15 protein-coding genes are annotated in these 22082 nt (G+C 37.8%); 9 read left to right on the top strand and 6 right to left on the bottom strand.

All coding sequences use genetic code 11. The features are described 5' to 3' along the window. Positions 1 to 538: 538 nt before the first annotated feature. Positions 539 to 1471 (bottom strand): UTP--glucose-1-phosphate uridylyltransferase GalU, encoded by a 933-nt coding sequence (gene galU / locus A9239_RS07150; RefSeq protein WP_141706398.1) that lies wholly within the window; start codon positions 1469 to 1471, stop codon positions 539 to 541. A 584-nt stretch (positions 1472 to 2055) separates the two neighbouring features. Further along, positions 2056 to 2295 carry a DUF1330 domain-containing protein gene (locus A9239_RS07145; protein WP_048118173.1) on the bottom strand — a complete coding sequence of 80 codons (240 nt, stop codon included), beginning with the start codon at positions 2293 to 2295 and terminating at the stop codon, positions 2056 to 2058. A 417-nt stretch (positions 2296 to 2712) separates the two neighbouring features. Here A9239_RS07145 and A9239_RS07135 point away from each other — a divergent pair, with 417 nt between their 5' ends. Together A9239_RS07135 and A9239_RS07130 are read left to right on the top strand one after the other, a co-directional pair. Then, positions 2713 to 3231 carry a (Fe-S)-binding protein gene (locus A9239_RS07135; RefSeq protein ID WP_048118167.1) on the top strand — a complete coding sequence of 173 codons (519 nt, stop codon included), beginning with the start codon at positions 2713 to 2715 and terminating at the stop codon, positions 3229 to 3231. Then, the gene (locus A9239_RS07130; protein ID WP_048155258.1) at positions 3228 to 4991 is read left to right on the top strand and encodes an aldehyde ferredoxin oxidoreductase family protein; all 1764 of its coding nucleotides are present in this window, start codon (positions 3228 to 3230) and stop codon (positions 4989 to 4991) included. The genes A9239_RS07135 and A9239_RS07130 overlap by 4 nt, the downstream gene beginning before the upstream one ends. 138 nt (positions 4992 to 5129) lie before the next feature. Here the strand turns inward: A9239_RS07130 and A9239_RS07125 are convergent, their stop codons facing one another. After that, entirely contained in the window at positions 5130 to 5873 is a 744-nt protein-coding gene (locus tag A9239_RS07125) for a class I SAM-dependent methyltransferase (RefSeq protein ID WP_048118161.1), read from the bottom strand. Between the two features lie 960 nt (positions 5874 to 6833). Here A9239_RS07125 and A9239_RS07120 point away from each other — a divergent pair. The 3 genes from A9239_RS07120 (at position 6834) to A9239_RS07110 (ending at position 11524) form a co-directional block, all read left to right on the top strand. After that, complete coding sequence (locus A9239_RS07120; RefSeq protein ID WP_048155260.1) at positions 6834 to 8300, top strand: PAS domain-containing protein; 1467 nt, start codon at positions 6834 to 6836, stop codon at positions 8298 to 8300. 55 nt (positions 8301 to 8355) lie between these two features. Continuing rightward, complete coding sequence (locus A9239_RS07115) at positions 8356 to 9324, top strand: hypothetical protein (RefSeq protein ID WP_048155262.1); 969 nt, start codon at positions 8356 to 8358, stop codon at positions 9322 to 9324. A 901-nt stretch (positions 9325 to 10225) separates the two neighbouring features. Further along, positions 10226 to 11524 (top strand): MFS transporter, encoded by a 1299-nt coding sequence (locus tag A9239_RS07110; protein ID WP_048118153.1) that lies wholly within the window; start codon positions 10226 to 10228, stop codon positions 11522 to 11524. 276 nt (positions 11525 to 11800) lie between these two features. Here A9239_RS07110 and A9239_RS19375 read toward each other — a convergent pair whose 3' ends face one another. Beyond that, complete coding sequence (locus A9239_RS19375; RefSeq protein ID WP_155396466.1) at positions 11801 to 11944, bottom strand: hypothetical protein; 144 nt, start codon at positions 11942 to 11944, stop codon at positions 11801 to 11803. Positions 11945 to 12637: 693 nt separating this feature from the next. Between A9239_RS19375 and tes the strand changes: the two genes are divergently transcribed. The 4 genes from tes (at position 12638) to A9239_RS07085 (ending at position 19617) form a co-directional block, all read left to right on the top strand. Beyond that, on the top strand, positions 12638 to 14101 hold the full coding sequence (gene tes / locus A9239_RS07105) for a tetraether lipid synthase Tes (RefSeq protein WP_048155265.1): 1464 nt from the start codon (positions 12638 to 12640) through the stop codon (positions 14099 to 14101). A 402-nt stretch (positions 14102 to 14503) separates the two neighbouring features. Then, positions 14504 to 15466, top strand: coding sequence for a glycosidase (locus tag A9239_RS07100; protein ID WP_048118144.1), 963 nt, complete (start codon positions 14504 to 14506; stop codon positions 15464 to 15466). Positions 15467 to 15939: 473 nt separating this feature from the next. Beyond that, on the top strand, positions 15940 to 18402 hold the full coding sequence (locus tag A9239_RS07090) for a plasma-membrane proton-efflux P-type ATPase (RefSeq protein WP_369815394.1): 2463 nt from the start codon (positions 15940 to 15942) through the stop codon (positions 18400 to 18402). A 306-nt stretch (positions 18403 to 18708) separates the two neighbouring features. Next, the gene (locus A9239_RS07085; RefSeq protein WP_230669104.1) at positions 18709 to 19617 is read left to right on the top strand and encodes a mechanosensitive ion channel family protein; all 909 of its coding nucleotides are present in this window, start codon (positions 18709 to 18711) and stop codon (positions 19615 to 19617) included. Between the two features lie 191 nt (positions 19618 to 19808). On the opposite strand, the gene A9239_RS07080 is transcribed toward A9239_RS07085, so the two are convergent. Both A9239_RS07080 and A9239_RS07075 read right to left on the bottom strand, forming a co-directional pair. After that, positions 19809 to 20726, bottom strand: a complete 918-nt coding sequence (locus A9239_RS07080) for a mechanosensitive ion channel family protein (protein ID WP_048155272.1) — start codon at positions 20724 to 20726, stop codon at positions 19809 to 19811. Further along, the gene (locus A9239_RS07075) at positions 20727 to 21776 is read right to left on the bottom strand and encodes a hypothetical protein (RefSeq protein ID WP_230669106.1); all 1050 of its coding nucleotides are present in this window, start codon (positions 21774 to 21776) and stop codon (positions 20727 to 20729) included. Positions 21777 to 22082 lie beyond the last annotated feature (306 nt).

Below are 22082 nucleotides of genomic sequence, written 5' to 3'. Positions count from 1 at the left end.
CTTTTTATCTCTATCTTTTGTCAATTATGCAGTTTCTCAAGTCAGATATTTGTCTGATTTTCAAACTGAATTCAGATTTACAATGTAAATATAATTAAATCTTTTCCAAAAAATATAAGTACTGTGAAAAATTTATATTTATTATCAGTATACCATTGTTTTTATATATTTTCATATATATTTATCTAATAGGGCGTCTGAGATACAACCATTTTTAATGTAAACCTCAACCAACACTTTTCCCCCCAAAATCCCCCATTCCCAATACTCAGATGCCCTTCCCCAATAAAATTTATCTAATATCATGGAATGAAAATACGTAAGAATAATGCTTCCTACGTACTTTTTCCTTCCTTTTTTCCATAATTACGATTATTCCACTAATGTTGTTATTTGCTCATTAACTGAAAATGTCTCAGTTCCAGCAAGCTTCCTCAATAGAAGAAGACTTAAAGGTAATGCCTGGATAGTTCTATCTCATATTTTAATTCCTGATACTTCACTCAATTTCTTATCCTTCACAAAATTTCCTAGACTTTCAAGTTGTGATTTCGTCAACCGACGGCTCTTCCATAATATCGGTTTTTCTCTGTTCCTTACTATCTTCAGCTTCAAGGATATCCCTCAGGTATTCGAATACGTCTTCCCTGAGATTTTCGTTTTGAAGAGCAAAGTCCACTATTGATTTTACATACCCTAACCTGTCGCCAGTATCGAACCTTTTTCCTTTGAACCTGCAGGCATAGATAATCTGAGACTTGTTAAGAACCCGGATCCCATCAGTCAGCTGAATTTCATTTCCTACTCCGGTTCCAGCTTCTTTTATACAGTCAAAAATTTCTGGAGTGAAAACATAGCGGCCTATTGCTCCAAGATTGGAAGGAGCATTTTCAGGTGACGGTTTTTCGACGATATCCTCAAGCATATAGAGAGAGTCACAGAGTGGCTTTCCTTTTATAATTCCATAGCTGCTCAGTTTTTCATAAGGAACTTCTTCCACTGCAAGCGTGGACCTCCCATATTTCTCAAAATTATCTATGAGCTGAGCTGTGCATGGCTTGTCATTCACAATAATATCATCTCCGAGAAGCACGGCAAAAGGTTCGTTTCCAATATGATTTTCTGCCCTGAGAACCGCATCCCCTAGCCCGTTAGGTTCTTTCTGGCGGATGTAGTGAATATCAACAAGGGAGGAAACATCCCGGACAAGCTTAAGAAGTTCAGTATTATGCCTTTTCGCAAGGTGCATTTCGAGTTCAGGAGAATCATCGAAATAGTCTTCAATTGCTCGTTTGCCCCTGCCTGTGATAATGATTATATCTTCGATTCCCGAGGCAATGGCTTCCTCTACAACGTAGTGGATTACAGGCGTGTCAATTATAGGGAGCATTTCTTTGGGCATGGACTTAGTGGCAGGCAGGAAACGGGTTCCAAGGCCTGCTGCAGGGATAAGTGCTTTTTTGACGGTCAAGAAGGACACTCCAAAAAGGATTTGAAGTAAGAATATAACATTTTTAATTAAATCTGACTTTAATTATACTTGCCTTATGATTAATTTTTCTCTGCCTGATACCATAGAATCAAAGTGAAGGCTGAGTGTAACCTAAGATAGCAGCTTTTCTTAGCAAATTAAGCTATTAACAGATATCTAGCTTTATCTGGCTCCGATAGCTTCTATCTGAAGATGTCTGGATTTATCTGGCTTCGATAGCTTCTATCTGAAGATATCTGGATTTATCTGGGTCTTATACTGCTTCTATCTGAAGATAGTGACCGAGCAATCTGATGCCTGTGAAACCTCTATAGACACGTACTGGGAAAATTGATATAAAAGGGAAGAAAATGCTGAAAAAAGAATTATTTTTAGCAGGTTCAAGGCTATTAATGTTCAAATTGCTGAACAAAAAAATCCAAAGGACCCAGAAAAATATGACAAATTGATTAAAAGCGATCTACCAGATACCGACAAATTGATTAAAAGTGAGAAGTCAGTTTAAAAACGGTGGTATATTTCTGATTCTAGCTATAATTATTCTGGTGGCAAATATCCATTGACTATACTGATTTTGTAATCGTAGAGTTCTCTCTGAAGGGTGCAATCTTCAAGTATCCCACCGAATTAAAGCAATTTCTTAACTGTTCTTCGGTTTCAAACTCAATAATGATTATTCTCTCGGGATTCCAATTTCCAAACATTGGAATAACCTCACCTCCCCTGACCAGATACCTGCCTCCGTACTTTTTTATAATATTTGGAACTTTTTCGACATATTTAGTATACAGTTCATGATTCATGACTTGATTTCTATTATCATATAAACGGTCATTTTTCCTTTCTTCTCGCAGACGATTAAATGAGATATCCAGCCGAACTTGTTGCGACCTAACTTATTTTTACAACAATCGTTATTGACTTTTCGGATAGTTTCCAGGATAAAAGTAATTTCTCTGTAAAAATACTCTATATAAAAAGATATAAAAGATATACAAAGTACGTTCAGCAGTAGACTCATACAACAAGGCATGAACAAATTAACCTGCAAAAATGCAACAAATATCTGTAATAAATTATTAACAAACATATATTTTAATAGATACTCCGAAACTAGAATTAGCTGCAAGCTTCAGGTTTGATTTGCTGCTGCATGTAGTACCAGATTATATAAGCTGGGGATGTATACTTTCTAAATACAGGAATCTGAGGGGGAAATAATGGCAAAAAGGTTAAAGGTTGCAAATCCGGCCCGCTGCATAGGCTGCTACTCCTGTATGATGGCCTGCGCAAGAACCTGGTATGATACTATATCTTTGAAAAACAGCCGAATTGATATACAGACCCGCGGAGGGATCGAAACTCCTTATTCTCAAATCGTCTGCCATGCCTGCATAGACCCTCCTTGCATGAGGGCATGCCCGCTGGGCGCGCTTACCAAAAGGAAAGGGGGAGGAGTGAATCTCAATAAAGAGATCTGCGATGGCTGCGGAAACTGTATAGAAGCCTGCCTGGTGGGAGCTATCCATCTGGACGCGGAGAAAAAAGCCGTAATCTGCAAACACTGTGGTGTCTGCTCGAAGTTCTGTCCCCATGATGTGCTGGAAATGATTGAAGTCGAAGATAGCGGAGAAGTAAAGCTTACTGACACGGGCCCTGCTCCGGATACAAGTCCGGGTAGTCCTACTGCATCCCATAAAGACCTTTACGGAGGAGAAGAACCCGGGGAGGAAAAATGACAACCGAGCAATACGCTATTGAAGGGCTTAAGAATATACTCTATATTGACCTGAATAGCCATAGCTATCATGTTAAGGAAAGGCGCGACCTCTATGAGAAATATCTGGGTGGTGTGGGAGTTGCCACAAACCTCATGCTCGAAGAGTCTAGAGAAGGCACAGGGCCTCTTGATCCGGAGATGCCAATAATCCTCAGCACAGGGCCACTCTCGGGAGTATATCCTACCTGCACCAAGACAGTTGCACTGTTCCGTTCCCCTCTCAACGGAGAATTGGGAGAATCCTATGCAGGTGGCCATCTTGCTATGTCCATGCGCTATTCAGGGTACGAAACAATTGTTATCAACGGGGCTTCCCGATACCCTGTGTATGTAGCAATCCACGACGACAAAGTTACCTTCAGGGACGCATCTTCCATATGGCATCTCTCTTCAGCAATTGATGTGGGAAAAATCCTGCGCGAAATAGAACCCGGTGCAGGCAGGCGCAGTATTATCAGAATTGGGCCTGCAGGAGAACGGGGGATCACATATGCCGATGTCAATGTTGATACCTACCGCCATTTCGGACGCCTTGGGCTTGGAACGGTCTTCGGGGCAAAGAAACTTAAAGCTATGCTTATTTCCGGAAACAGGGAGTTGAAAAGCCCTGAGCACAATGCCTACCGAAAGACTGTCAGTATGCTCTATGACACAATTGTGAAAACCGGGCTTACTGAGAAGTACCATAACCTGGGCACAAGCGAAAACATTCTGGTTTTAAACGAACTTAAAGGCCTGCCTACTCGAAACCTGCAGGCAGCTTCTTTCGAAGGAGCTGAAACGATTTCAGGAGAGCTTTTTGCCGAAAAATATCTTCTCAGGCGGGTCTCCTGTGCAGGCTGCCCAATCGGGTGTATTCATGTAGCCATGCTAAAACGAGCCTTCTCAAAAGCCCATGAATATGAAGCATTGAATATTTCTTATGATTTTGAATTGATCTATGCTCTGGGATCGAACCTTGGCGTAGCTGATCCTGAAGCTGTACTAGAGCTTATTGATGCCTGTGAAAAAGCAGGGGTTGATATAATCAGCATGGGCGTTGTACTTGCCTGGGCAACAGAGATGCAGCAGCGCGGGAAGATTTCCGCTAACGATTCTCTGGGGCTTAAACTTTCCTGGGGAGATAAAGCTGCATATCTGAGGGCAATAGACCTTGTAGTTCAGGCTCCAAACGAATTTTACTCAGACCTTGGAAAAGGGGTGGAATATGCCTCAAAAAAATACGGAGGAGAGGACTTCGCAATTCGACTTGGAGGACTGGAAATTCCGGGATATCACACAGGACTTGGAAACGTGCTTGGACTCACTGTGGGCGCCAGGCATTCCCATCTTGACAGCGCAGGTTATTCTGCAGATCAGAAAGCATTTAATCAGCCAATTTCAGATGAGCAGATTGTTGATTATATAATTGATGAAGAAGACCGGCGCAATGTCCTGAACTGCATGGTTTCCTGCCTTTTTGCCAGAAACGTCTACACATACGAAAACGTAATTCAGGCCCTTAAGGCTCTGGGAATCGAAAGAACCGACGAGGAATTAAAATCACTGGGAAAGGACATTTTCAGGAAAAAGTATGCATTAAAAAAGAACTTTGGCTTCAGGTTCGAAGACCTTAGAATCCCAAAAAGATTTTTTGAAACTCCCTCTACCACAGGGATACTCGAAGAAGAAAGAGTTAAAAGATCGATTGAACTTTATAGAAAGAAAAGGGGATTATGATCTATGATGGAGTAGAATATAAAAGATAGAGCAGGCCCTCTTACTTCACAAGTCCTTGGGATTATAAAGACCACTTTTTTATAAAGACCACTTTTTTATAAAGACCACTTTTTTATAAAGACCACTTTTTTATAAAGATCATTTTTTCACAGCTTTTATGAAGTAGATGGGAGAAGCATAGTCGAGCTTATCCGGTAAGTTCACTTTTTTCCTGGAACGGCATAGGTAATCCGTACGCTCAATATTAATATTCTCAAAACCTGCATCATTAAAGAACCTGAACACCTGGTCAGGTTTTAAACTATAAAGAGGAAGATCGTTTTTTATCGGGTTATAGTGTTGATTAAAGAGGTTATGAAAGTTTCTTTCCTTTATAGAACGTATCCCATCTGATATGGCACGGATCGACTTCAGGAATATACCCGAATTAAACCAGTCACCATCGATGGCAATGATCATACCGTCTTTTTTTAACACTCGTTTCCATTCAGACAGAGCTTTTTGTGGATCTGGGAGTGTCCACAGGAGAAACTTGCTGGATACCACATCAAATTGCATGTCTGGAAACTGCAGATCCTCGGCATCCCCATGGATGAAATTTATGTCAAGAGATTTCTTCAAGGCGTTTTTTCTGGCTTTGTCAAGCATCCTGGTTGACAGGTCAACAGCAGTCACATGATGGTCCATCTCTGCAAACATCAGGGCAAGTTGACCTGGCCCTGTACCGACATCGAGTATTTCAAGATGTTCTCTTCTATCCACTGTTGATGAAAGCATGTTTTTCCAGGTAGCCCATTCCTCCTCGGATTGTTCCACAATTTCAGTACTATAGGTCTCACTGCGATAATCCCAGTAGTTTCGTATCACTTCTTTAGTTTCCATGTGTTCACTCCACAAAGATGAGTTATGGAACTGATTTTATGAATGATAAATAAATGGCGATTTAGGGAATAAAGATTTTATTGATTGTAACACTATATTGAATAAAAATATATAATATTATCGTTTTTTAACACAAGTGCTAGTTGGCATAATAAGTATTGGAAGACAGGATAGAAAAGAAAAAAAAGCCCAGCTGTATAATGTAAAGTTTCAGGAAAGTTGTATAAGGTAGTGCCTCGAATTTGCTGTAACTTCGAAGTCCAGTTTTTGCTTACTATGAAGAAAATTGATCTTACGATATGGAATTTTCTACCCAATAAATTTTTGAGATTTATGGTTTTTCTGAAAAATTGGCACATTGTCCTTTTTAAGGGTAAGAATAAAAATTAGGTCATGTTTCATTGAAATTTAGAAACTTCCATAAAATATGGAACCAAACAAGAAAAAATTAAAATGACTCGTTATTCAGTTACCACAAATAGATATCAAAAGCCTTAATTTAGAGAGTTTAGCATTTACAATATATTTCAGTTGGTTTTGTAAACTGATGCCAACTGCTGTCATAATTAATATTGTTATGAATCCTTTATGAGAGACATATCAGTATGGCCAAAATCGGTGTTGTTAACTCATTTTAGGGTACCTGAATAGTTACAAAATATTTGTAGTTAGGACTCAAACAGATTAAAAATATTGTATTGGAATTTAGCGAAAACAATAATGAAAATATGAGATTAATTTAAAATTATTTAATATTAAACTAAACTATCAAAAAATTATATATTTTTAAAATAATTATTTTTATTTAATATTTATTTTTTAAAGGTACTAATTATTGATATAGAACGTAAATTTTTTATGATATTAAGTTAATTTAATAATAAAGTTTAATCTCAAATATGGGAACTACTTCTTTGTACTGTGGAGTTGTAAACTATTATGCACAGTTGGAGAGATATCATGGAGGGAGATTTCTACAAAGAAAACATAGAGAAAATTGAAAAAAGATTCTTTTCCATAGCTGAGATGACGGGGCAATTAATATTTGACGGTGATGTACAGACAGGAAAGATTGAGTGGTCAGGACCTATTGAAGAGTTCACAGGTTATACTCAAGAAGAGTTCAACAAAATTGATTTTGTCGCCTGTAAAGAATTGATACATCCAGAAGACAGAGAAAGAGTTTGGTGTTCTCTTGAGAATTCTTTAAATACAGGGGAAAAATTTGAGCAAAAATTCAGGTTTCGGAAAAAAGATGGAAACTATATTTACGTAGAGGATAGTTCGGTTTTTCTCAAAGGCAAGAATGACTGTGTATATAGAGGAATAGGTTTGCTTAAAAATATCACAGAAAATAAGTATGCACAGGAAAAGCTCAAGGTAAGCGAAGAACACATTCTAAAATACCTACAGAACTTTAGAGGTATTGGATTTGAGTTAGACAATAATTTCAATCTCATGCTTCTTCATGGAGCCGTAGAGGAAATTACAGGCCATAGAAATGAAGAATTTCTATCAGGAAAAATCAAATTGGTTCAGCTAGTATATCCTGAAGATCAAATTAATTTCCTTGAGAATCGAAAGAAACTGAACATTACACCTAACTCTTTAACTGAACAAGAATATCGAATTCTGAACAGAAATGGGAATATAGTTTGGGTCTTTGAGTCTATCCATGTTGTGCACGATATAAATAAGGCAAACCAGTTTTACCAGGGGTTCATCCAAGATGTGACTGAACAAAAAATTGCAAAGGAAGCTATTGACAAAGCCGAAAAACTTCGTAAAAAAGAAATTCACCATCGAATCAAAAATAACCTGCAGGTAATATCCAGCCTCTTAGAATTAGAGTGCGAAAATTTGCTGTCCGGTGACCTAGAACGTGAAAAAGTTATTGAAGCATTTCGAGAAAGCAATAATCGAATCATATCCATGTCTATAATCCATGAAGAACTGTATAATTCCAAAGATATGGAAACAATCAATTTTGCTTCATACTTGAAAGAATTAACAGATGATCTTTTCAAGTCGTATAAAGTTGGAAGTTCTGATATCCAATTGCTTTTAGATGTGGACGATATATTTTTTGAAATGGATAATGCAATCCCTTTAGGGATCATTATCAATGAACTCGTTTCTAATTCATTAAAGTATTCATTTCAAGAAGGAAGAAGCGGGAAAATTCAAATTAAACTTCACAGAGACGTTAATGATAAAAAGAAAAGTTTGGTCACTCCAAACCGAAATTTTATGTTAATTGTTGAAGACAATGGCATTGGTTTTCCGGATTCAATTGACTTCAGAAACACTAGTTCACTGGGCTTACAGTTGGTAAATACTCTTGTTGATCAAATCAATGGCGACATCGAACTTATAAAAGATTCAGGAACAAAATATAATATACGATTTACAGATTCTTGTACATAGATACGAGTGATATTTCAATTGAATCAATTTATCAAAGTTGGTGGTAATTGTGATAATGTCCAAGTATGATACATTGTGGGAAAATTACTACTCGAGCTACAAGAAAGTTGCAAGCCCTCACAGAAAGCCAAATCTTTTTAAATGGCTTTATGATAGTTACATATTTCTACATCTTTCTTGCGTTGATTCTTCTAGTGTCTACAAACTTGCCGACTTCAAAGCATGTCTAGCTCTAGTGGATACAGCCGTTGATGATTCTTGTGATAATGCATCTTTTATAGAAGAGAATGGGGGAGACAAATTCAGTTATGAAATGCTGAGTATTCTTTATAGTGCGGATAAAATTGTATCTGGAACTTACAAGCCATCACAACTTAACGAAGAAAATCTTTATACAAAAATTACATTTGATATTTTTTCTGATTTTCTTATGAATCATCTAATATCCCTTCCAAGATACTATGATTTTAAAAGTGAGTTATTCCTATCAATAAAAAACGTAGCCGGGTCAATGGAGTTTTCTTATCTTTTGAACAAAAATAAGATTGCATATCCTTATTCTCTTGTTGTTCAAAATAAGGGTCCTTCCACAATGGTTGCGGTTCTCTCCATACTTGATCTGATGTCCTCTGAAAGTTTTGATGCTTCAGAGCTTGGAAAAGCAATAGCTCTATTTAATATGGCCGACGTTGTAGCAATGCTAAATAATGCAGTCAATACATGGAAAAAAGAAATAGTTGAAAGAGATTACAGTAGTCCAGTAATTTCACTAGCTCTTGAGAAAAAGCTTATTAAATTCAGTGATTTCGAAAATCTTAGCACAGAAAAAATAGAAGAAAAGCTGTTACCAGTATCTTTAATGGTAAATGAAGATCTTAACAGAAAGTTATTGTTAATGGAGGAGTTTGCTGAGACTTATGAAATAAAAAGCTTTGATACTTCTAGATATATCAACAATTATAGAATTTACGCATTTGAAAGTCAAAAAAAGAATAAAGAGGTCTGCCAAAAGCATGCAGCTTGATTATTTGAAATAGCTTATTATTATTATTATTATTATTATTATTATTATTATTATTATTACTCTGTGACCTTTTTTGCTCGGGATTTTGTCGTCGTAATTGGGACTGCTGAAAATGATGAATAAGTCTAAAACGTATTCCCAAAGAGTACGGAATCAAAGTCCTAGTCTTTCCTAACCTCGGTTTTCATATGTGAGTATTTTCTTTATTAAATTATTTTCTTTATTTACCTAAATCTTTCCTGACAGTGCTTTCTTGTTATCTCTAGGCACATGATAATTTCGAAAGTTTTATAATGGTTGTATTTTATGTATACTTTCAACATAATAATTAATAAATAATTAATAATTAATCCTATTAAACTGTATTTTATACCATAAAATTCTTCTTAAAAGTAAAAATAACGAAAAATATGTGCATGTGGAAATGGTAATAAGAATAAGTGTAAGAATGTTACTTTACCTGAGAATTAATTTCTGAATGGATTTATAATGTAGCTGTGCTAGCACTCAGATAGAAATTTGAGCATTGCAGAATACGTTGTCTATACTCAACTTGTCTATTCCATACGATTTCAAGAGTATTCCTCTGAAAAAAGGATGATTTTAAGTTAGAATTTCCCACAATTTTTAATTTGTATGTGAATTTCCCTACTGAAAATGGTTTGTTTAAGGCAGTAAACGGCGTAGATCTTTCTATTGCTGAAAACGAAACATGCTTACGGTCCTTGCGTTCAACTACCTTGGGGACGAATTAAAGGACCTGCTTGACCCAAGAGATATGAAAGACATCGACTGAAGCTTAACCTTCGAAATAAGAGGGACATCGACTGAAGCTTAACCTTCGAAAAAAGAAGGACATCGACTGAAACTGTATATTTGATATTTCTTCAGAGCAACTACCATGAAAAAATACTCATCATTTAACAGCAAGTTTATTTTAAATGCAACCATCAGTGCGGTCGCCGGATACAGGGCAAAATTAAATTGTTTCAGTCGAAATGCGTGCCTGTTCTTAGGATATATTTTCCTCATCTCTTTGAGCCTGGGAATTTACGAAGTAATCTTCAATCTGTACATCTTAAGGCTCGGGTTCAGGGAGGATTTCCTGGGACTCATGCTCTCACTGGTTTCCATATCCACTGGCCTGTTTGCAATCCCTGCGGCCATGTTCTGCGATAGGGCAGGCAGAAAGAACACATTGTTATTGTCCTGCCTTCTTCTCCTGTTTTCCTTTGCAGTCCTGTATACCACTACCTCAACATTCCTGCTGGTTTTTTTCAGCATTCTCTATGGGGTATCCTCATCACTTAAAATAGTTACAGCATCTACGTTCATGGTTGAAAACTCAACGAGTTATGAAAGGATGCATCTATTTTCGATGTACTACCTGTTATACACTATAGGTGTCATGATAGGAAACTTTGCGGGTGGCATTCTACCGCAGACCTTTACCAGCTCACTCAAGATTGACCCCACAGGCCCAACGGCTTATCAGCTCTCACTATATGCATCTTTAGCTGCTGTGTTAATTTCCCTGCTACCTCTGATATTCATAAAAAACAAAAAAACCATTCTGCCAGGAAAGCCAGCTCTGTTTTCTACCCTTTCTTCTACTTTAAGGTCAAAAACGATCCAAAAATTAGTTCTGGTAAACGGGCTTATAGGTATGGGATGGGGGTTGGCTCTTCCCTATTTTAATGTTTATTTTGACATTGTCCTTAGAGCAAGTTCCAGGCAGATAGGCTTCATCTTTTCTCTTTCTCAAGTGGTCATGATGTTCACTTTATTATTTGTCCCTATACTTACTGAATGGTTAGGGAAAGTAAAGGTTGTAGCCCTGGTTCAGCTCTCTTCAATTCCATTTCTTTTGCTTTTTACATCTACATCCGTACTTACAATAGCTGCTTTCGGATACATCATGAGGTCAGCTATAATGAATATGTCAAATCCTGTATTGAGCAATTTCAATATGGAAGTTGTTAGCGAAGAACAGAGAGCAACTGTGAACAGCCTGATATGGATGAGCTGTTATACATGTGTTGGACTAAGCACCTATGCAGGTGGTTTGATGATGGCTCACAACTACTATAGTCTTCCCTTCCTTCTGACCTGTGTTTTATATGTAATTGCTACTGTACTTTATTATTTGTTCTTTGATAAGATGGAAAAGGAGCAAAAAAACTTAGAGATCTCGGTCTGATTGAAACCGGAGTTAAAATAAAATAGAAAAAAATGCCTGAAAAATGCTAGTTTTTAATTTGAGTATTTGCAAGCTGTAGTGACCCTGACCTTATCGAAGTCAGGAAAGGTTTCTGTAATTGGTGTTCAAAGCTTTACGTAAAATTAGTTAACCGAATATAGGTGAAACTGTAGTATCATTTATTAATCTTCTTTCAAAAGCCGTTTTATTCTTAAGCATTGGGAATTTACTCAAAAATAAGCGGCATCTTTGAGGAAGTCTGATCAACAAAATTAACTACTTTGTTATAATTTCAACAGCTTCTTTTGTTATGATTTTAACAGCCTCTTTTGTTATGATTTCAACAGCCTCTTTTGTTATGATTTCAACAGTTTCATCAAGATTATGCAGGTTCCTACTATGTGAAAATCTATGCCTCATACTTATTATTCCTTATATTTATACCAAGATTGCTTAATCTACTTAGAAAATACTTAGACTTTGGGTCAATTAGAACCAACTGCCTTTTTTGTGTTTCAATCGCAAAGCCTAAAAACTAAGACCTGAGCATGGATATCTTTTAAAAAATTATTTAGAGGCTAGACACTACTCTTTTACATTTCCCGTTATCTGTAACATTTATTCCATGAATTTAAATAATATTAAAGCTTTATTCCATAAATGGGGGAAAGAAAAACCAATTTTTCGAGTGGTGGACGAAAAGAATAGTTTTTCGTAATGGTCGAAAGGAAAGGCTACTTTGACAAAATTACTTTACAAAATGATAGACGAAAAAGCGGCTTAAGAACTGTTTGCAAATTAAAGTATCTCCATTATGTTCCTTTTATGATTCAAAATCTCGTCCTGCAAAGCTTTGAGCTTTAACTCTGGTTAACTTTTATTCGACAAGTCTTAGATTCAGGTTTTACGCAAAAACAAGACGTTTACAGTCATCTCTGAACTGAAATTTATAACAGTTAACTCCGATAACTCGGACAAAACTAAAAATTTTATGCAACTAAAGCTATGGGATAAATTCAAAAAAATCTCCCAAAATCTGAATGTATGATCTAAAAGCTGCATCTTGCTGTCATGTATACTGTCATGTATAGTTACTCGAATTAGGGTGAAAGCATGAGACTAACAAAATCTATTTGCCCAGAATGCAAAAGAGTAATTGAAGCTTCGATCTTCGAGGAAAATGGGAAAATAATAATGGGAAAAAAATGTCCCGATCACGGGAGTTTCAGGGATGTCTACTGGTCAGATGCTGAACTCTACTGGAAGTTCGAAAAGTATTCATATACAGGAACAGGGGTTTCAAACTTCAAGAGTTCCGGTTCTTTAAACTGCCCTTTTGGTTGCGGGATCTGCCAGCATCATGAATCGGGAACTTTACTTGCAAACATAGATGTTACTAATCGATGTAACCTTAAATGCCCTGTCTGTTTTGCAAATGCAAAAGTAAAGGGCTTCGTTTTCGAACCAAGCTTCGAAGAAATCCGAAAGATGATGGAAACACTAAGAAATGAGAAACCTGTGCCCTGCTCTGCCATTCAGTTTTCAGGTGGAGAGCCAACAGTAAGGGATGACCTTCCGGAGATTATTGAACTGGCCCAGGAGCTGGGGTTTGCACATATCCAGCTTGCAAGCAACGGAGTTCGCCTTGCTAATAGTCCTGAATACTGCAAAAGGCTAAAAGATGCAACCTTGCGTACTGTTTATCTAGCTTTTGACGGAATCACTCCAGAGCCTTATTTTGAAACTCGGGGCTTTAACGCTCTGTCTTTGAAGAAAAAAGCTATTGAAAATTGCAGACGTTGCGGGCCTGAAAGTATTGTGCTTGTTCCAACTCTTGCAAAAGGTGTAAATGACTCTCAGATAGGGGGGATCATCCGTTATGCAGCCGAAAATCTTGACATTATAAAAGGAGTGAACTTCCAGCCAATTGCGTTTACAGGAAGAATAGATCAGTCTCAAAGAGAACAGAAGAGAATCACCATACCTGACGTCATAAAGCTTGCGGAAGAACAGACTAATGGAGAGATTCCCTGTAATGCCTGGTACCCGGTATCTTTTGTGGTTCCTCTAAGCCGCTTCCTCTCAGCTATGAGAAAAGTTCCTATTCCGGAGTTGACAGTTCATCCACACTGCGGTGCTGGAACTTACGTTTTCTATGAAGAAGGGCACTTTATCCCAATTACAAATTTTCTTGATGTGGAAGGTTTTGTTGAATTTCTGGCTGAAACAACCTCAGAAATGAATGGAAGAGTTAGCAGAATTCTAACCCTTCCGAAGATCATCAAGCAAGTGCCACGGTACATTGACGAGAAGAAGGGACCAAAGTCGATAAATGTAGTCCAGATGATCCTTGGTGTCCTTAAAAAAGGTGATATGGAAAATACATCACGTTTTCACAGAAATACACTATTCCTCGGAACAATGCATTTTCAGGATTTATACAACATAGATCTTGAAAGAATCAAAAAATGCGGAGTACATTATGCCATACCAGACGGTAGAATAATTCCTTTCTGCGCATATAACAACTTTCATAGAGACTCCGTCGAATCAAAGTTCTCGGCGCCTTATATATAGGAACACGGATCTGAACAAGAATAACAGATTTAGGAAGATTAAAATACATTTAAAAATATGAAAAAAACTCAGGAGTTTTAGGTAATGGAATGATTGTTACTGAGATTACTGAATGAACTACATCTCTCACCTGCCACTTTCCGTTTTTTGCTGGAAATTGGCGAGGAGTGGATTTTCCAGCTTTCTTTGATAAAAAACTGCTTCTTTTACCTCTCTAATGCTTATTCTAAAACTTAGAGCTTATCCTAAGTCGTTAAGAGTGTGTTTTAATTTAGAATTGGTTTATAATATCTAGCATCATCATATATCTAGCACTATTCAAATTGTGTATGTGCCAATTGTAATCTGCAATTCGTCATACATTTTAGGATCGGCTCTAAATCAGGAGGAGTGGGGAATAATATGATCTGGAAAGATGAAGGAGAATTATTTGTAAGATGTAAGAAGAATCCGATACTTACAGTTGATTATTGGCCTTATAAGGTCAGCTCGGTATTTAACCCTGCAGCGGTTATGGTCGACAATACAACTATACTACTGGTACGGGTTGAAGACCATAGAGGTTTTTCCCATCTTACGGTAGCTAGAAGCAAGAATGGAATTGACGGTTGGGAAATTGATCCCAAACCAACCTTTTCCTCGGATCCAACATACTATTCTGAAGAGATATATGGTATTGAAGATCCACGTATAACTTACATTGATGAAATAGGAAAATGGGCTATAGCTTATACGGCTTTTTCGGACTCGGGTCCATTAACGTCTCTTGCCTATACCGAAAATTTCACTAATTTTCAGAGAGTAGGGCCTATCATGCCGCCTGAAAATAAAGATGCTGCTATTTTTCCTACAAGACTTAACGGCAAATGGGCAATGTTACACAGGCCTCTATCTAACATTGCAGGTGCAAAGGCAAATATCTGGATATCTTTTTCGCCTGATATGAAATACTGGGGAGAGCATAAGGTTCTTTTGTACGCTCGAGAAGGAGGGTGGTGGGATGCCCGTAAAATTGGATTAGCCCCTCCGCCAATGAAAACATCTGATGGATGGTTAATTATGTACTATGGGGTACGTCAGACAACATCTAAAAAGAGCTATCGGCTCGGACTTGCTCTTCTTGACCTTGAAGATCCCACAAAAGTACTCCATAGGTCAGAAGGCTGGGTTTTCGGGCCTCGTGAAATGTATGAGCGGACTGGAGACGTTAATGATGTTGTTTTCCCGTGTGGATGGATCCTTGTGGGCGATGAACTCCGCATTTATTATGGAAGTGCAGATATGTCTGTAGCAATGGCCAGTGCAAAAATGAGCGATATTATGCAGTATATCCGTGAATGTCCTGGGACACAATGCTTTGAATAATACTGCAGATAACTTGAAAAATATTGCAAACAACTTAAATAAATATTGTACACAGCTTGAAAATTAGTGTAAATTACTTGAATAAATAGTGTAAACAACTTGAAAAATATTGTACATAGTTTGAAAAATATTACAAACAGCTTTATAATAAACAGCTTGAAAAAACAGAATACAGAGACAACTCTATTTTTTTCATTAGCATTAGCTTGCTGCATGTAAAATCCATATATCATTTGGAGATACTGGGCTCAATGCCAAAAATTGCCAGTATAGATGAAATCCAGAGTTTCCGGGTCAATAATAAATTATAAATTATGTCATATATTTTTATTTTTTCTGCTTCTATGTTATAAATGAGAATTTTATCGGGTTTATGATACAGATTTACAACTGCGAAAAATGACAGGTTCAGAAGAAGAGGTCCAAAAGAAGAGCTCAATAGGAAAAATAAGCCTGGATTTTAGGCATTTTATATTGGGAAAACACGGATTGGGGGTTTATTTATAGGGGATAATGTAAAGCTCAAAATCGATGAAATAAAGGATTCGCCTGCAGATGAAGTCCTGAAAAACCTTAATTCAAGTAATAGGGGACTTTCTTCATCGAAAGCTGAAAACCGGATTAAGCAGTATGGTTATAATGAAATTTCCGAAAAGAAGGTCAACCCACTTATAAAATTTTTAAGTTATTTCTGGGGTCCAATTCCCTGGATGATCGAAGTGGCAGCTGCAATTTCAGGTGTTATCCATCGATGGGAAGACTTTGTGATCATCTCCTTACTCCTCATCTTAAACGGGGTCGTGGGGTTCTGGCAGGAACATAAAGCTGACAATGCGATTGACCTCCTTAAACAGAAAATGGCTCTGAATGCCAGAGTACTCAGAGACGGACAATGGACCCAAAAACCTGCACGGGAATTGGTCCCAGGAGACGTTGTCCGTGTACGTTCAGGGGATGTTGTGCCTGCTGACCTTAAACTCCTTGAAGGGGAATATCTGCAGGTAGATGAATCAGCCCTTACGGGAGAATCCCTGCCTGTAGAGAAAAAATCTGATGGAATTGCCTATTCAGGGTCCGTGATCCAGAAAGGGGAAATGAATGCTCTGGTTGTGGCTACGGGCATGAATACCTATTTTGGAGCAACAACAAAACTGGTGGCCGAGATTCGGACCAGGAGCCACTTTCAAAAAGCTGTCCTCAATATCGGAAACTACCTGATTGTTCTTGCAGGCTGTATTGTTGCAATTGTTTTAGTTGTAGAAGAGCTTTTCAGGCATACTCCTTTTCTGGAAACTCTACAGTTTGCGCTTGTGCTGATAGTCGCTGCAATTCCTGCAGCTCTTCCAGCAGTGATGTCCGTTTCAATGGCTGTAGGAGCTACTGAACTTGCAAAAAAAGGAGCTATAGTCAGCAAACTGGTCTCCATAGAAGAAATGGCAGGAATGGACATTCTATGTTCGGATAAAACCGGTACAATTACCCAGAATAAGCTAAAATTATCCGAGTTAGTGCCCTTTGGAGACTTCAACGAAAACGACCTTCTGATATATGGATCTCTTGCTTCAAGAGAAGAGGACAATGACCCAATTGATAATGCAATCCTCCAGAAAGCGAAAGAAACGGAATCCCTTGAAGACAAAATAAAAACTTATAAAGTCGAGAAATTCACGCCATTTGACCCTGTTATAAAGCACACTGAGGCTACGGTTAAAGGACCCGAAGGAGAGTTTAAAATTGCCAAAGGCGCACCCCAGGTTATTCTGGGCATGTCAAGCAATAAAGAAGAAATAAGGCAGAAGGTAGAAGAAAAAGTAAATTCTATGGCTTCGAAAGGATATCGTGCCCTGGGAGTGTGTGTAGAAGAAGAAAGAAAATACAGGTTTGCAGGACTTTTTGGACTTTATGACCCACCGCACGAAGATTCCGCTGAGACCATAAAGACGGCAAACTCCCTTAACGTAGACGTGAAAATGGTAACAGGAGACCACCTTTCCATTGCTAAGGAGATAGCAAGCCAGGTAGGCCTGGGCACGAACATAGTTACAGCTGATGATTTTGTAGAAAAATCTGATTCTGAAGCCCAGGAAATTGTAGAGAAGGCAGATGGGTTTGCCCAGGTTTTTCCCGAACACAAATACAAGATCGTTGAACTCCTTCAGAAAAAAGAACATATTGTTGGCATGACAGGTGATGGAGTCAACGATGTCCCTGCCCTTAAAATGGCTGATGCTGGAATTGCTGTTGCAGGAGCTACAGATGCTGCAAAATCCGCTGCAGACATAGTGTTTACAATTTCAGGGCTCTCGACCATTATTAATGCGATAAAAGAAAGCCGCAAGATATTCCAGAGGATGAAGAGCTACGCCATCTACAGAATAGCTGAGACTGTAAGGGTGCTATTTTTTATTGCTACTGCAATAATTGTGTTTAATTTTTATCCTGTAACCGCTATAATGATTGTTTTGCTTGCTATTCTCAATGATGCTCCTATAATGGCTATTGCATATGATAACGTGAGATATTCCCAAGTTCCAGAAGAATGGAACATGCGTGAAGTCGTAAGGATGTCTACCTTTCTGGGAATTATAGGTGTTATTGTTTCATTCGCCATATACTATATTGGAGCCAGGATTCTTTACCTCAGTCCAGGTGTACTGCAGTCTTTTATTTTTCTGAAGCTTGCAGTAGCCGGGCATCTGACCATATTTATTGCCCGCAACAGGGGACATTTCTGGTCACCTCCTCCGGGAAAACTTCTTTTTTGGGCTGCAGTGGTTACAAAAGTGCTGGCAACACTCGTTGCAGTGTATGGATTTTATATATCTCCAATTGGATGGAAACTGGCAGGTTTTATCTGGATCTACGCACTGGCAGCTTTTGTTATAACTGATTTTATGAAAGTGAAGCTTTATGAGATAATGGACCGTAGAGAGTGATTTTTAAAAGATAAAGCGAAATAAGTAAAATATATGCGTCTTCGGATAAGAGCCTATCCAAAAAGTTAGTAACGCGTGTTGAAATATCACAATAGAGCTATAATATCCGGTATCCGTTCCGGTTTTACATATTGCCTATTGTTAAAGTTACAGCAGGTAACCATTTTGGATAAACTCTTAGTCCAAAACTAACATTGACCGAATCAAGCATCAAAGAATCTCGGTTACTGACTGCAGCCATATTTATATATAAAAGGTATTATATTTATCTGCATGAGGGTTATCAGGAGACTGAATATTGTTATTTTGCTCATTTTGATCCTTTTTATCGCATATATCCGATACCTGACTAACTTCTACATCTTCGAGGATCGGGCTCTCCTGGATGCTCTTCTTATCTCTTTAGTTGTAATTTTTCTGGCCTATATAATAAATTCCGTTACCGGAAATCTTATTCTTAGAAAAGTATCGACTGCCAAAGACAGATACACTCTGAGGAAAACTGCATCTATCCTTATCACAGCACTTGCTTTTGCCGCACTTTTTGCAATCTGGTTCAAGCGAACCAGCACCCTGCTTATTGCCTATGGGATTCTCAGTGCCGGAGTCGCAATTGCACTTCAAGACCTTTTGCGAAACATAGCAGGAGGAATTCTCCTCATTTTGTATCACCCTTTTAAAGCAGGAGATCGGATTCAAGTTGAAGACAACGTAGGCGATGTGCTTGACATAGGGAGTATAAACACTACAATAATGGAAATCAGGGAATGGGTGGATGCAGATCAATATACTGGCAGAATTCTCCATATTCCTAACAGCTTTGCCCTCAATAAGACGATAAAAAACTATACCAGGGATTATTCCTTTATCTGGGATGAAGCTCGGTTTCTACTTATTTATGGGAGCAACTGGAAAAAAGCTGAGGGGATTGTACTCAATGTTGCAGGTTCAATTTTAGGAGAGTTCGAAAACCTGGCACAGAAAGAACTCCGGCGAATGGGGCAAAAATATTTTATTACTACCTATGATGTACAGACAAAGCTCTATATGAAAATGGAGGAAAATTGGATAGAAATGCGGTTGAGATATGTAGTCGCCCCCAGGAAAAGGAGAGAAATCAGCCACCTTTTGGTCTCAAATATTCTTGAAGCCCTTGAAAAAGAAAAAGACATAATGGTTGGAACTGCGACAAGTATCGACCTTATGGATCGATGATTCTCTGGATGTAGCGATTTCTCTGGATGTAGCGATTTCTCTGGATATAGCGATTTAGCCTGAACAAAACAAAAGCAGTGGGCATCATCATTTATGAATTCTCTGGATGTAATGATTCAGCCTGAACAAAACAAAAGCAATAGCCATCGTCATAAGACTCAATGAAAAAACTTTTGTGAATTTACTCTCTTTTATCTGGAATCTTTAAGATCTCCTGCATTTGGTCCCAAATTTGACCCCAGATTTCTCCGAGTTGTAGCTTCTGATTCATACTTTTCTTCTATTGAAGGAATATTCAAAATATGGAGCTGAGGAGCCCTGATCCCATTCTTCTGGAATTCAACCCAGGCTCTTGTGTGAACATCGGATTCAAACTTGAACTGGTCTCTAAGGTCATTGACATAAGCTTTGGCCCTTAACCTCGTGTAGAATGGAAGGGCTTTATGCAGCAGAACAACAGGTCTTTCTCTGGAGATATAAACATATTTAGAGCTCACAACTGCTTCCCATAAAATTTTCATTGCAGTTTCTACATGTGACTCTCCTGCAATATACAGGTCTATTACAACCATCATTTCCGAGACCCCATAATTTGCACTGGCAACGGTTTCTTTGAAAATCAGGCTGTTTGGAGCTGTAACAACATTAGCATCAGGTGTGATCAGTTTCGTTGCTCTTAGACCTATATCAGTGACTTCGCCAAAATAATTCCCAATTGAAATTTTATCCCCTATCTGGTAAGGTTTTTCAAATGTAATTACCAGCCCTCCGACAATATCTGAAAAAAGGTCTTTAAGCCCAAATCCAATGGCTGCGCCCAGAAGTCCAGCCAGGAGAAAGATTTCCGGTCCGAAAATTTTGAATATCTCTCTAAAGATGAAATAAAAAGCTATGAGGTAGATTACAAATTTTATAATCGGGATAATTACTTCTACTTTTATTCTGCCAGTATGGCTCAATTTTTCTGAAAGTTTTAATAAGAGACTGGTAATGACCCTGCCAAGAACATATGCAATTAAAAAAATGAGAGCCATAGTTATGAGGGTTTGCGTATCTATCGACCTGAAAGTTTCTAAAAGTTGCTCTCTGCTTGTGTCCCCGTCTACCATTTACCACACCAGCCTCAGTTTTTCCATGTATGTAGTAATGCTGCTCAGGGCTTCAGGCCTGACACGATAGGAGTCGTTTTCATCTTTTAAAATAAGTTCCTGGCTTAAAAGCTGGTAGAGAATTCTGTCTACGCTCATCATAGAGCCCATTATTTCGGTGATTTCAGATTTTTTAAGGCTTTGGTAAGAAAGAATAAGGTTCAAAGTAAAAGCCTCTTCATATTCAAGGTCTACTTCATACGAAAATATGCCTATATTTTTAGGCTTTATCCGAGGGTAGTCAAGTCCAAGATCCCAGATCCTTAAAGCAATTCCGGGATTACCATTCGATTCCAGATAAAGTTTTTCAAATACCTGATCCTCAGCAGCTTCGATTTTTTGTTTTTTCAGAAAGCGATTCCTGAGATAGGAGATATTTATTTTAGGGGCAGAAATAAAAATTTTTTTACCTAATGAAGCTAGCTCTACAGGATATTTTATTATATAGAAAAAGGGTTTTTCTTCGGATTCTTCATCTTTAGCAAATTTTATTTCATCTTTTTCATATTTTTTGAGAATAAAAAGTCTGATATTTTCCTTTTCAAAAGCAGGAATGAAGATCTGTACCGGAAAGTATTTTCCAAGCCCGAAAGCTTCATTTAGGTATTTCCATGAATAAATGTTCCAGGTAGTGACAAATATCCTGTTCTGAGAGCTAATCATATCCAAAAACTCATAAAAGATGTCAAAACCGCCTGGTTTTCTCATATACAGAAAATGACAGTTATCAAGAATTACAATTTTTTTTGCGTCGTCCGGGAGGGAAATTTCATTTTTGTTCTTGACAATTTTAGAAAAAGTGATTTTTGCTGCCCTGTTTAAATTTATTCTCTCTATTTCACTGCTCAGGGTAGTTTTTCCTTTAAGAGGTTCGGCTACAATGGCTATATTCAGCTTTTTTCCCATCTCAAAATCAGCAATTGTTGACTGGATTTTCTCGATTTCCTCCTTCAATCCAAGAACTTCCACAAAGTCTTTTTCCCCGGAACTGCTATGCTGAATACCCACCATATTCCCCATATTATATTTTGCTTATTGCACTTAATGATGTGTCTCTTCGCTGTTTCATATGGGTCGAAAATAATTATATCCTTAGTTCTGCACTTTTTGGGTACATAGCCTTCTATTGATATTGAATTGTGTTCTTAAGTTCAAGCTCACGAGTCCATATTTCTAATCTCGAAACCGTGATCTTCCGACATAACATATTTGGAATTTTATGCTTTTAAGCACAATCAACAGATTAGTTATGAGTTTTCTCTGTTCTTATCACGTTCTGCATTTTTTCCTATTTTATATTTCATATTTCATTTTTTC

The sequence above is a fragment of the Methanosarcina sp. A14 genome (assembly GCF_001729375.1).
Classification (GTDB): Archaea; Halobacteriota; Methanosarcinia; order Methanosarcinales; family Methanosarcinaceae; genus Methanosarcina; species Methanosarcina barkeri.
Note: the sequence above shows the minus strand (reverse complement) of the source record. Positions and strands in the feature narration are given on the sequence as shown.